The sequence below is a fragment of the Streptococcus equinus genome, assembly GCF_049393735.1.
In the GTDB taxonomy this organism is placed as follows: Bacteria; Bacillota; Bacilli; order Lactobacillales; family Streptococcaceae; genus Streptococcus; species Streptococcus equinus_G.
Genome location: NZ_CP185946.1, coordinates 1692059 through 1705013, shown reverse-complemented (window position 1 = coordinate 1705013; position 12955 = coordinate 1692059). Strand labels below are relative to the sequence as shown.

The 12955-nt window shown below is 34.8% G+C and carries 13 protein-coding genes and 1 tRNA gene; 13 read left to right on the top strand and 1 reads right to left on the bottom strand.

All coding sequences use genetic code 11. From position 1 onward, the window contains the following. The first annotated feature begins 65 nt into the window (after positions 1–65). The 8 genes from ACNTMY_RS08525 (at position 66) to ACNTMY_RS08490 (ending at position 8193) form a co-directional block, all read left to right on the top strand. Positions 66–1388, top strand: a complete 1323-nt coding sequence (locus tag ACNTMY_RS08525) for a sensor histidine kinase (protein ID WP_423216128.1) — start codon at positions 66–68, stop codon at positions 1386–1388. A gap of 183 nt (positions 1389–1571) precedes the next feature. Further along, on the top strand, positions 1572–1859 hold the full coding sequence (locus tag ACNTMY_RS08520; RefSeq protein WP_423216127.1) for a DUF3884 family protein: 288 nt from the start codon (positions 1572–1574) through the stop codon (positions 1857–1859). Positions 1860–1878: 19 nt separating this feature from the next. Then, positions 1879–2184 (top strand): bacteriocin immunity protein, encoded by a 306-nt coding sequence (locus ACNTMY_RS08515; RefSeq protein WP_074567290.1) that lies wholly within the window; start codon positions 1879–1881, stop codon positions 2182–2184. A gap of 29 nt (positions 2185–2213) precedes the next feature. Next, on the top strand, positions 2214–2507 hold the full coding sequence (locus tag ACNTMY_RS08510; protein ID WP_423216126.1) for a bacteriocin immunity protein: 294 nt from the start codon (positions 2214–2216) through the stop codon (positions 2505–2507). Positions 2508–2855: 348 nt separating this feature from the next. Beyond that, complete coding sequence (locus ACNTMY_RS08505; RefSeq protein ID WP_423216125.1) at positions 2856–4034, top strand: sensor histidine kinase; 1179 nt, start codon at positions 2856–2858, stop codon at positions 4032–4034. Continuing rightward, positions 4035–5420 carry a sensor histidine kinase gene (locus ACNTMY_RS08500; RefSeq protein ID WP_423216124.1) on the top strand — a complete coding sequence of 462 codons (1386 nt, stop codon included), beginning with the start codon at positions 4035–4037 and terminating at the stop codon, positions 5418–5420. Continuing rightward, on the top strand, positions 5417–6799 hold the full coding sequence (locus ACNTMY_RS08495; protein ID WP_423216123.1) for a sensor histidine kinase: 1383 nt from the start codon (positions 5417–5419) through the stop codon (positions 6797–6799). The genes ACNTMY_RS08500 and ACNTMY_RS08495 overlap by 4 nt, the downstream gene beginning before the upstream one ends. Positions 6800–7458: 659 nt before the next feature. Then, positions 7459–8193 (top strand): LytR/AlgR family response regulator transcription factor, encoded by a 735-nt coding sequence (locus ACNTMY_RS08490; RefSeq protein ID WP_287971195.1) that lies wholly within the window; start codon positions 7459–7461, stop codon positions 8191–8193. 41 nt (positions 8194–8234) lie between these two features. Here the strand turns inward: ACNTMY_RS08490 and ACNTMY_RS08485 are convergent. Beyond that, positions 8235–8323: transfer RNA gene (locus ACNTMY_RS08485), tRNA-Ser, on the bottom strand. A 160-nt stretch (positions 8324–8483) separates the two neighbouring features. Between ACNTMY_RS08485 and rsgA the strand changes: the two genes are divergently transcribed. From rsgA to ACNTMY_RS08460, 5 genes are all read left to right on the top strand, one after another. After that, on the top strand, positions 8484–9356 hold the full coding sequence (gene rsgA / locus ACNTMY_RS08480) for a ribosome small subunit-dependent GTPase A (protein ID WP_423216122.1): 873 nt from the start codon (positions 8484–8486) through the stop codon (positions 9354–9356). Positions 9357–9362: 6 nt separating this feature from the next. Beyond that, entirely contained in the window at positions 9363–10025 is a 663-nt protein-coding gene (gene rpe / locus ACNTMY_RS08475) for a ribulose-phosphate 3-epimerase (RefSeq protein WP_024343526.1), read from the top strand. After that, positions 10018–10650 carry a thiamine diphosphokinase gene (locus tag ACNTMY_RS08470; protein ID WP_420543552.1) on the top strand — a complete coding sequence of 211 codons (633 nt, stop codon included), beginning with the start codon at positions 10018–10020 and terminating at the stop codon, positions 10648–10650. The genes rpe and ACNTMY_RS08470 overlap by 8 nt, the downstream gene beginning before the upstream one ends. A gap of 62 nt (positions 10651–10712) precedes the next feature. Next, entirely contained in the window at positions 10713–11927 is a 1215-nt protein-coding gene (gene rmuC, locus ACNTMY_RS08465; RefSeq protein WP_371851905.1) for a DNA recombination protein RmuC, read from the top strand. Then, positions 11917–12858, top strand: a complete 942-nt coding sequence (locus ACNTMY_RS08460; RefSeq protein ID WP_024343528.1) for a 3'-5' exoribonuclease YhaM family protein — start codon at positions 11917–11919, stop codon at positions 12856–12858. Before rmuC ends, ACNTMY_RS08460 begins: the two co-directional genes overlap by 11 nt. The last annotated feature ends 97 nt before the right edge of the window (positions 12859–12955 follow it).

Here is a 12955-nt window from a genome sequence, read left to right as displayed (position 1 = left end):
TACCACACAAGGATTTCGTGTAGAACATCAATTGGAAATGATTTTGAGCGAAATGAGGTGAGTGGATGATAAAAGCGCTTTTGATTTATTTTGCTTCACAGCTTGTTTATTATCCTGTTATCATGACAATTTTTGCGAATGTAAGAGGAGAAAAGCTAAAATTACGGGAAATTGTAACGATATCATTGTCATTTTTCGTTATTGATATTACATCATTTCCTACTATCGTGGGAAGAATATTAATATTATTTTTATTATCATATCTCAATAGAAAAGACTTACCGTTATCTTTACATATGTTCAATGGTAGCTTTCCATGGGTTATTGATAGCATTATTATTAGGACTATTAGTCTTTTTGTTCTTCCAATATTCGGATTAGATTATATTGGTCTGAGTAAAAATGATATATTGTTTATCGTTGTACAATTGTCTGTGTTATTGTTTTACTTCTTAAGCATCAAAATATCAAAAATCGATTTTAAAACTTTTATTGATATCAGTGAAACAAAATTATTACGTAAAAAATTAGTTTTTACAGATATTACAATGATTTTTTATTATGTTGTGATTGAATATTTGACTACAGTAGATTTTGAAGAGAAAGTGCCAACTTTAATCTATCGACAATGGTTAGTTTTTTTATATTTTATATTTTTCATTAGTATGCTATTTTACATGAATCGCTCTTACCAAAATAAGCTTGAAAAGGAGATTGCTTCAGCGCGTGAGCAAGAGCTGCGTTCGCTGTCTGCTTATAGTAAACAGATTGAGGGCTTGTATGAAGAATTACGAGCTTTTAGACATGATTATGCCAATATTTTAGCCAGTTTGAAAGAGGGCATTGAGCAGAATGATATGGGGATTGTTCGACATATTTATGATTCTGTGTTGACGGATTCAGCTGATTTTATTCAAAATAGTAAGTTTAACATTGGGCGTTTAGCTAATATCGATGACGATGCGATAAAAAGTTTATTGTCTGCCAAATTTTTGGAAGCTGAGGCTAATCATATTGAGGTCAATCTTGAAGTAAAAGATGAGATTGGCGCACCTGCAATGCCACTTTTGGATTATATTCGTATACTTGCTATTTTATGTGATAATGCGATTGAAGCTGCGCTTGAGGCAGAAAATCCAGCCATTACGATTGCTTGTTTTTATCAAGATGATGATTATGTGTTAATTGTGGATAATACGACTAAAGAGGAGCAGGTTCCTGTTGATTTGATTTATCAAAAAGATTATTCAAGTAAAGGACATGGTCGAGGTATTGGTCTTACAACGATTCATCAGATGATGCGAAAATATCCAAATCTCACGGTTGAAACGGATAGTGTGGCTTATCATTTCTGTCAGACGATACGTATTAAAAATACGCTAAACTAGAGATTGTAATAATGAGAAGACTGAATCTTACAGGATTCGATCTTTTTGTTTTATGATGAGTAAATTTCTGAAACGATGATTTTTACCGTTTACGACGAAAAAACGACCGTTTGCGACTTTGACGGTTTTTTTGATAAAAAAGGATTATAATATAGCTAACAGTGTGAAGGGAAAATGGGAGATATGATGACTGTTGGTATAAAAAATTTTATTAGGGGAATTCTTTCTCCAACGAGCTACCCCGTAAGAGTTTACGGGATTAATCAATTCCGATTGTCAAGAAGATTGGTATTTTCAAAGAAAGTTCAGCATCTGGGAAAATGGTATATCACTACGGGCAATCGTTGGTTATGTCGAACGCGTATGCCATACAGCGAATTCAAAAGGGAATTTGCTAAGCAGTGCGGCTTGACTGATGATGAGTTTGAGAAACTTGAATTTACAGTGGATTATTTATCTTTTTATGAATAAGTTGCCGAAGGAGGACTTTATGGGAAAATTGGTAAAAGAAGACTTGTTAAATGACGTTTATGATCTTGTGCTCTCTGCTGAAACTAAGGAAGAAGAACGCCAAGTCTTGCTTGTTTTTAAAAACGCAGTAGAAGCTGGAAAAGATTTTGACAAATCTGTTGTGAATCTTGCTTCTGATTTACGTAAGATTGGTGTTAAAAACATTTCTAAAAAGACAAAGATGAGCCCAAATGTGAATGATTTTTATAAGAAAATTTCAAGCTATGGTTTATTTGAAGAAAATCTTGCGCGTGGTTTAGCTGCGACAGGAGTTATTTTCCATTAACATTAGGCAAGAAGATAGGGAAATTTTTAATGGCAAAATTAAAATGGTTTTCAGGTGGAAAAGAAAGAAGAGAAGAGGCTATTTCCATTATTGAAGAGCTAATTTCGGATTTACAGACTAATGATTCTGCGGAAGCTTTGAGAAATTCATTGACATATTATCTTAATGAATTTAAAACTAGCGGGACATCATTTCCTTTTCTTATGAATCGTATGAGTATAGAATTAACGGATGTCGTTTTAAGAAGCAAAGTTCACCTCACTAAGGAACAAGGTGAAAAATTTAAGGAACTTAGAAAATTAATGGAAATTAGAATATTTTAGAAGTTGCTTAAAAATGAGATATACCAAGGGCTGTGAGCCCTTTTTTTTGTTGCTAAAAATAAGTATACCCAATTTTTTATCAACATGATACAATAAAAAAAGTCACTTTTTTAGATTAAAATCTTTAGATAGTAAATAATAAATGAGAAAAGGAAGATTTAAGTGAGTATTTTACCTGAGTGCTTAGCCTTTTTAGGAAACTTGCTAAGTCTAATAATATTTGGAATTCTATTTCAAGAAATCACCAAGAACAAACTAAGCATCACCGAATGGGTGATTTATGGTGTTGGTTTTCACGTATGTCTAAGTTTTTTCAACGTGTTGACGCTTCATTTTTCGAAGATGTTAATGATTTTTGGAAAAGATTTAGCATTGCTTCTTAGTTTGATGTATTTATCTTATCGTCATAAGCCAAGTCTGAAATTTAGGTACCATCTGTTTTATGCGCTATATCCGATTACTGTTTTTACCATTCTTCAAAGAAACTATGGTTATTTCTTGTATGAATTTTTAGATATTAGGGTATCGCCGTTTGAGTCGATGTCTGCAATTATGTTTTCAGTGCTGCTTGTTCCACCGACGCTTTATTATTTGATTTCAAAATGGCTGAATATTGATATTTCAAATGTTAGAAGGACTCTGGAGAGTTATTTAAAAGTTAAGACCGTAATAGTTATTAATTGTCTAATGGCATTCTATTATTTTGGTTTCGACTTTTTACCTCTAATAATGCCTTTTGATAGTATAGTTGCTAAAAAAATTCATGAATACGGTTCATTCATATATTTCATTCTCCTTTTTGCTTTCCTCTTCTATCTTAACTTTCGTCATGGTCAGGAGCAAAAAGAAGAATTGCTCCGCAATCAGGAAATGGAGCTTGCGGCTTTAGAAAATTATAGCAAGCACGTAGAGAGTCTGTACCAAGAAGTGCGCAGTTTTCGTCATGACTATGCCAACGTTTTGATGAGTTTGAAGGTTGGGATAGACCAAGGCGACCTTGATAATATCAAAAAAATTTACGAGGAAATCACGGCTGACTCAGCAAAGCTGGTCAAAAACAATAAGTTTGACTTGACGCGACTAGCAAATATTTCAGACAGTGCCGTCAAGAGCCTCATGTCAGCTAAATTTTTAGAGGCTGAAAATCGTGGCATTGAAATTAGTCTAGAAGTGGCAGAGCCAATGAAAAATCCAGCTATTTCGTTGATTTCTTATATTCGAATTTTATCGATTTTGTTTGATAACGCTATCGAAGGAGCCTTAGAGTCAGATGAGCCAAAAATCGCAGTAGCGAATTTTTATCAAGACGGAGATTTTGTGTTGATCATTGAAAATTCGACCAAGGAAAAAGCTGTGGATTTGAGTAAAATTTTCCAGCGCGGTTACTCTACAAAAGGTGAGAATCGCGGACTTGGTCTTGCGACATTGGTTGATTTTCAGGATGATTATGAGAATTTGTCAGTTGAAACCAGCAGTCTCGACTATAAATTTACACAAGTCGTGAGAGTTTATGAGGGAGAAAATTAAGTGCTTTTGATTTTACAATATATAGTTTTATTACTTTCTAATTTTATAGGGATTGTTATATTAGGGATTTTGTTTCAACAAATAACAAAAGTTAAAATAACACTTTTAGAATGGATATTGATAATAATATTTGTTCAAACTGGTTCATTTTTAATGGATCCTCAGAAATATCCAATGATTATTTTAGTGCTAATAAAAGATATTTCAGTGATTTTTTGTTTAATAGCACTTTCATTTCGCCATAATCCTAAAATAGAGATAAGATATCATATTTTTTATGCTTTGTATCCGATTAACCTGTATATGATTTTACAAGGAGTTTATTGTTATATTATATTGGCGATTTTTTCAATAAAATTGACCTCGCTTACAATGAATTCACCATCGTTAGAAATTATAATCGGTACAATAACTATGGTTATTATTCCACCAATTTTTTATCACTTGATATCCAAATGGTTAAATATTGATATTTCAAATGTTCGAAAAACACTGAAACATTATCTTAGTGCGAAAGTGCTTAGATTCGTCAATGTTTTATTATTACTTTTTTATCCAGGAATGGAGTGCTTTGCGGCGATAGCACCTTTTGAAAAAATGTCAACGAATAAAAATATTTATAGGTTGACCATCCTTGTTTACTTCATTCTTCTATTTGCCTTCCTCTTCTACCTTAACTTCCGTCATGGTCAGGAGCAAAAAGAAGAATTGCTCCGCAATCAGGAAATGGAGCTTGCGGCTTTGGAAAATTATAGTAAACATGTGGAGAGTTTGTATCAAGAAGTACGCAGTTTTCGTCACGATTATGCCAACGTTTTGATGAGCTTGAAGGTTGGAATAGACCAAGGTGATCTTGATAATATCAAGAAAATTTACGAAGAGATCACAGCTGACTCAGCGAAGCTGGTCAAAAACAATAAGTTTGACTTGACGCGACTAGCAAATATTTCAGACAGCGCGGTGAAAAGTCTTATGTCGGCTAAATTTTTAGAAGCTGAAAATCGTGGCATTGAAATCAGCTTAGAAGTGACAGAGCCAATGCAAAATCCAGCTATTCCACTGATTTCTTACATCCGAATTCTGTCGATTTTGTTTGACAATGCTATCGAGGGAGCGCTGGAGTCAGAAAATCCAAAAATCGCAGTAGCGAATTTTTATCAAGACGGGGATTTTGTGTTTATCATTGAAAATTCAACTAAGGAAAAATCTGTGGACTTGGGTAAAATTTTCCAGCGTGGGTACTCAACAAAAGGTGAGAATCGCGGACTTGGTCTTGCGACATTGATTGATTTTCAGGATGATTATGAAAATTTGTCAGTTGAAACCAGCAGTTTCGATTACAAATTTACGCAAGTTGTGAGAGTTTATGAGGGGGAGAATAGATGATTGAAATTATTAGATTTATTGTTACAATGTTTTTCAATTTTATAGGATTTATTATACTAGGTCTTTTATTTCAGCAAATAACTAAAATTAAAATTACTCTCTTAGAATGGTTTGCAATAACTATGTTAGTTCAAGTTGGTTCTATTGCCTTTGGTGCTCTAACTGGTAATACTTTAAAAATAGGTTTATTGGTTATAAAAGATATTGTTGTTATTTTAAGTTTGATGCTAATATCATACAGACATAATCCAGAACTAGAAATCAGATATCATGTTTTTTATGCCTTGTATCCAAATAATCTTTATATGATTTTGCAAGGGGTATATGGATATACAATGATGGGGATTTTTTCGATAAAAATAACTCCAATGGTAGGTCAATCAAAATCATGGGGAGTTTGGTTAATCACTATTACAAGTATTTTTGCTCCGCCGATTTTTTATTACCTGCTTTCAAAATGGTTAAATATTGATATTTCCAATATTAGAAAGAGTATTAAGCATTATATTAGTTCAAAAACACTGAGGGTTGTAAATGTTTTAATGTTGCTTTTTTATCCAGGAATGGAGTGTTTTGCGGCGATAGCACCGTTTGAAAAAATGTCAACGAATAGAAATATTTATAGGTTGATCATTCTTGTTTACTTCGTTCTCCTTTTTGCTTTTCTCTTCTATCTTAATTTCCGTCATGGGCAGGAGCAGAAAGAAGAATTGCTTCGCAATCAGGAAATGGAGCTTGCGGCTTTAGAAAATTACAGCAAGCACGTAGAGAGTCTGTACCAAGAAGTGCGCAGTTTTCGCCATGATTATGGCAACGTTTTGATGAGTTTAAAGGTCGGCATTGATCAAGGTGATCTTGATAATATCAAGAAAATTTACGAAGAGATCACAGCTGACTCAGCAAAGCTGGTCAAAAACAATAAGTTTGATTTGACGCGATTAGCAAATATTTCAGACAGTGCCGTCAAAAGTCTCATGTCGGCTAAATTTTTGGAGGCTGAAAATCGTGGCATTGAAATTAGTCTAGAAGTGGCAGAGCCAATGAAAAAACCAGCTATTCCGTTGATTTCTTATATTCGAATCTTGTCGATTCTGTTTGACAATGCTATCGAGGGTGCTTTGGAGTCGGAAAATCCCAAAATCGCAGTAGCGAATTTTTACCAAGACGGAGATTTTGTGTTTATCATTGAAAATTCGACTAGGGAAAAATCTGTAGATTTATCCAATATTTTCCAGCGCGGTTACTCTACAAAAGGTGAGAATCGCGGTCTGGGTCTTGCGACATTGGTTGATTTTCAGGATGATTACGAGAATTTGTCAGTTGAAACCAGCAGTCTCGATTACAAATTTACACAAGTTGTCCGAATTTTTGAGGCATAATTATTCCTAAAAAGCTAATTTTTGTCCTCTTAGGAATGTTTTTTGTCCTTTTAGGAATTGGGCGTCAAATTGGCACGAAAAAAAGGTATGATAGACATGGTTATCAGAGGATAACTTCTTAGTTGGAGCATTGACGGATTAGATTTTTTCTCACTTTTGCTTTTTGGGTTAGTGGCAAATGAGTTTAGAAATCTTAAGAGTTTTATTGATCAATCACCCTGCTATTTCAGGTTAGTTATTATTGGAGATTAGGGGGAAATAATAGCTAACATTATTGTCAAGTATTAGTTTAACTTTTGACATCTGTTTTTCAGAGAATACTTACAATACTTTTAAAATCATTTCTGGGGAAGATAAAGGTGATTTATGCGCTAGTATTAGTGTTTTTCTGGGAGAAAAATCCATCCATAAAAAGAACTACTTGATATTAAAAGGAAATAGTTTGATGAGATTGTAGAGAGCAAGACGAGCGGAACACTAGTATCCTTCATCGACCGTACACCAACCCTTTCTACACATCGAGTCATGAGTGTTGATTTTAGAAGATAAGACGTTTTTGCTTGCAACTAATAGTTTTTTAGTCCCTGTCGGTCGATAGGGATTTTTTATATGTTACAATAATAGATGATTAATGATGTTATTGTTTAAGGGAGAAAACAATGATTGATATCTATGTATTAGAAGATAATGTAAATCAGCAGTTCCGTATTGAAAAAATGATTGGAGACTTACTTGAGATAAATCAGTGGGAAACTCGTCATTTTGATTTATTTAGTGAACCTGATTGTTTAACTAACCTAGTTGAGGAGTCTTTTCCTCAAATTTTTTTCCTGGATATTGATATCCATGGGGATAATACCAAAGGAATTGAAGTGGCTAAGGCGATAAGGGAAAAATCACGCACAGCGACAATTGTTTTTGTGACGACTCATTCTGAATTCATGTTATTGACTTATCGAGCTCAAGTTAGTGCACTTGATTTTATTGATAAAACAGATAAAGATGATGCGATAAAAGATAATTTAAAAAAATGCTTGCAAAAGGTCTTTGAGGACCAAGGCCTTAACATTCCTAAGGAAATATTTGTTCTTGAAAATAACAAAACGAAAATCCGCATTCCCTTGGAAGATATCCTTTATTTTGAAACCGCAGAAAGCCATCGTCTAAAGTTGATTACAAAGACTGGGCAACGCCACTTTTATGGTTCGATCAAAGAAGTGATGCAAGCTAATCAGAAATTATTTAGATGTCATAAATCATATCTGATTAACTTAAATAATATTGTTAGGTTAGATAAAAAAGAAGGTTTGGTTTATTTTGACGATGGTAAAGCATGTTATGTTTCTAGAAAATATATCAAAGACTTAAGGTCAAAAATGGAAAATCTGAAATAGAAAAAACGCCAGCTTGTTAGTTGGCGTTTTGTGCTTTAAAAAGGAAAGGACGGGATTTGAACCCGCGTGTGAAAGGAATCCACTTGCCAGATTTCGAGTCTGGTGCCGTACCAAGCTGAGCCACCTTTCCGTATGAATCATAATAATTTGTAGCACTTTCATAAAAGACAAGGTCATTATACGCCTTTTATCCCAAAAAGACAATCAAGTGAAATCTTTTGGCTTGATTACTGAATAAAAGCCTATTTTTTGCTATAATGGGACTATCAATCGAAAAAAAGGAAATACATTTGAAAGGTAGAATTATCAAGTCTCTAGCAGGTTTTTATTATGTAGAATCTGATGGAGTAGTTTATCAAACGCGTGCGCGTGGAAATTTTAGAAAAAAAGGTCAGACACCATATGTTGGTGATTTTGTTGATTTTTCAGCTGAAGACCATTCAGAAGGTTATATTTTAGCGATTCATGACAGAAAAAACAGTCTTGTTCGTCCACCAATTGTTAATATTGACCAAGCGGTGGTTATCATGTCTGCTAAAGAACCAGATTTCAATGCAAACTTATTAGACCGTTTCTTGGTTTTGCTTGAGCACAAGAATATCGAGCCAATTGTTTATATTTCAAAAATGGATTTACTGACAAATCCTGATGACATTGCGGCAATTCAAAAACAATATCAAGAAATCGGATATCATTTCTGTACATCTTTAGAAGAATTGCTTCCGCTCTTAACTAACAAAGTCACAGTTTTTATGGGGCAAACAGGTGTTGGAAAATCAACATTATTAAATAAAATTGCTCCCGAATTGAAATTGGAAACAGGTGAAATTTCAGATAGTCTTGGACGCGGTCGCCATACAACTCGAGCAGTTAGCTTTTACAACGTGAATGGCGGGAAAATCGCTGATACACCTGGATTTTCTTCATTGGATTACGAAATTACTAATGTAGAAGACCTTAATAAAGCTTTTCCAGAGTTACGTCATTTAAGCCGTTCTTGTAAATTCCGCTCATGTACACATACTCATGAGCCGTCTTGTGCGGTCAAAGATGCCCTAGAAGCTGGTGAACTTTGGAAATCACGTTATGATAACTATCTTCAATTTCTTAGTGAAATTGAAAATCGTCGCGAAACATATAAAAAAGTTATAAAAAGAAAGTAGGTACACATGTCAAATAATAAAATCGCTCCATCAATTTTAGCTGCTGATTATGCTAACTTCGCTTCAGAACTAAAACGTATTGAAGAAACAAGTGCTGAATATGTTCACATTGATATCATGGATGGTCAGTTTGTACCTAACATTACTTTTGGTGCAGACGTTGTGGCTAGCATGCGTAAACACAGCAAACTTGTTTTTGATTGCCACCTAATGGTTGTTAATCCAGAACGCTTTGTTGATGCTTTTGCTCAAGCAGGTGCAGATATCATGACAATTCATGCAGAATCAACTCTACACATTCACGGTGCTCTTCAAAAAATTAAAAAAGCCGGCATGAAAGCTGGTGTTGTAATCAATCCAGGAACACCTGTTTCAGCTATTGAGCCTGTTTTGAGTTTGGTTGATCAAGTGCTTATCATGACAGTTAACCCTGGATTTGGTGGTCAAGCCTTTATTCCAGAAATGCTTGAAAAAGTAGAAAAAGTTGCTAAAATCCGTGACGAAAAAGGTTATGATTTTGACATTGAAGTTGACGGTGGTGTGGATAACAAGACAATTAAAGCTTGTTACCAAGCAGGAGCAAATGTCTTTGTTGCAGGCTCATATCTTTTCAAAGCAACAGATTTAGCCGCACAAGTAGAAACATTACGTGTGGCCTTAGATGATTAAAGTAGCTGTGTTTGCTGGTGGTCAGTTAGCAGATTTTTCCACTGGTTTTGATGTTTATGTTGGTGTTGATAGAGGTAGTTTATTTTTGATAGAAAATCAGCTTCCGCTTGATTTAGCTGTCGGTGATTTTGATTCTGTCAGTCAGGATGAATTGCAGTTGATTAAGAAGGCGGCAAAAGCTTTCGTTCAGGCACGTCCTGAAAAAGATGATACGGACACCGAACTCGCTTTAAAAAAAGTATTTGAGCAATATCCAAAAGCTCAAGTCACGATTTTTGGAGCCTTTGGCGGGCGAATTGACCACATGATGTCAAATTTATTTTTACCAGGAGATGTTGACATAGCGCCATTTATGCGACAAATAATTTTGCGAGATAAGCAAAATAGTGTTCAATTTTATCCAGCTGGAACTTGTCATGTTATGCCAGAGGATGGAATGACTTATGTTTCGTTTATGGCTGATGGTGATGCTGATTTAGCCATTTCAGGAGCAAAATACAATTTAGATGCGAGCAATTTTTTCAAGAAAAAAATTTATTCAAGCAATGAATTTCTTGACCAGCAGCCTATCACAGTTACCTTAGACTCAGGTTATCTCATCGTTATTCAAAGTAAGGATAGGTAAAAATGTTAGTAATAACTTTATTAGTGGCAATTGTTAGTCTTATTTTAATCGCTTATCTTTTAATGAAGGTTGCTAAACTGACTGATGAGATGTCACAAAAATTAGATGACAATGCAGATAATCTCTCCGATCAAATATCGTATCAACTTGATTTAGCACAAAAAGATCAAGTTTTGGCTTTAAATAGCCAACTGAATCGTCTGCAAAATGATTTATATACACAATTGAATGACATTCGTGATGTTCTTCATAAGAGCTTGAGTGATAATCGTGATCGTTCTGACCAACGTCTAGAGATTATTAATCGTAATTTGACAAATTCGGTCAAAGAGATGCAAGCCTCTAACGAAAAGCGCCTCGAAGAAATGCGTCAGACTGTTGAAGAAAAACTTGAACAAACTCTGCAGAATCGCTTGCAGGCTTCTTTTGAAACCGTCTCAAAACAGCTAGAATCTGTAAACCAAGGCTTGGGTGAAATGAAAACTGTTGCTCAAGACGTGGGAACTTTAAACAAGGTTCTTTCAAATACCAAAACTCGTGGTATTCTTGGTGAATTGCAACTTGGTCAAATCATTGAAGATATCATGACGCCAAGTCAATATGACCGTGAAGTTCCAACGGTTTCTGGTTCAAGTGAGCGTGTCGAATACGCGATTAAATTGCCAGGTGTTGAAGATGACGGGCATGTTTATTTGCCAATCGATTCGAAATTCCCTTTGGAAGACTATTATCGTTTGGAAGATGCTTATGAAAGTGGCGATAAAGAGCAGATTGAACTTTATCGCAAATCGCTTTTAAATAGTATTAAACGTTTCGCTAAAGACATTAATAAGAAATACCTTAATCCACCTGAGACAACGAATTTTGGAATTATGTTCTTGCCAACAGAAGGTTTGTATTCAGAAGTGGTTCGCAATGCAAGTTTCTTTGACAGTTTGCGACGTGATGAAAACATTGTTGTTGCTGGTCCATCGACCTTATCAGCTTTGTTAAATTCGCTTGCTGTCGGATTCAAAACTCTTAATATTCAGAAAAATGCTAATGACATTAGCAAAATTTTGGGCAATGTCAAAGTGGAATTTGGAAAATTTGGTAGTATGCTTGCAAAAGCACAAAAACAAATCAATACCGCCAATAACACTCTAGACAGCTTGATTTCAACTCGTACGAATGCTATTATCCGTGCTTTAAATACAGTTGAGTCATATCAGGATCAAGCGACAACAAGCTTACTCAACCTCCCGCCATTAGAAGAAGAGGACAATCATGAAAATTAATCAAATGAAAAAGGATGAACTTTTTGAAGGGTTCTACTTGATAAAATCTGCTGAGCTTCGTAAAACAAGAGCTGGAAAAGATTATATTGCATTTACTTTCCAAGATGATAGTGGTGAAATTTCTGGTAATCTTTGGGATGCACAGCCATACAACGTCGAAGAATTTACTGCTGGAAAAGTTGTTTATATGAAAGGACGTCGTGAGGTTTATAATGGCACACCTCAGGTGAACCAAATTTCTTTGCGTAACACGCGAGAAGGTGAGCCAAATAATCCACGTGATTTTAAAGAAAAATCACCTGTGGATGTTCTAGATGTCAAAGAATACCTTGAACAAATGATGTTCAGAATTGAAAATGCTGTTTGGCAACGTGTTGTCCGAGCACTTTATCGTAAATATGATAAAGAATTCTTTACATATCCAGCTGCCAAGACAAATCACCACGCTTTTGAGTCTGGCTTGGCTTATCACACAGCAACAATGGTGCGTTTAGCTGATTCAATTGGTGATGTTTATCCTCAACTTAATAAAAGCTTGCTTTATGCGGGAATTATGCTACACGATTTGGCTAAAGTCATTGAGTTAACGGGTCCAGATAATACAGAATATACCGTTCGTGGTAACCTGATTGGACACATTGCCTTGATTGATGAGGAAATCACGAAAGTTCTTACTGAACTAAATATTGACGATACAAAAGAAGATGTGATTATTCTTCGTCACGTTGTCTTAAGTCACCACGGATTGCTCGAATACGGAAGTCCTGTTCGCCCTCGTGTCATGGAAGCTGAAATTATTCATATGATTGATAACATTGACGCTGAAATGATGATGATGACAACAGCTCTAAGCCGAGTCGACGAAGGTGAAATGACAAATCGCATTTTTGCTATGGACAATCGCTCATTCTACAAACCAAAATTAAAATAGGTTAAAAAACTGTATATTTTAATGTTTTGCTTTCTAGAATGCCTTTACATTAGGGAAAAATATATAAAATGAACATTTTTTTATAAAAATGTTCGTT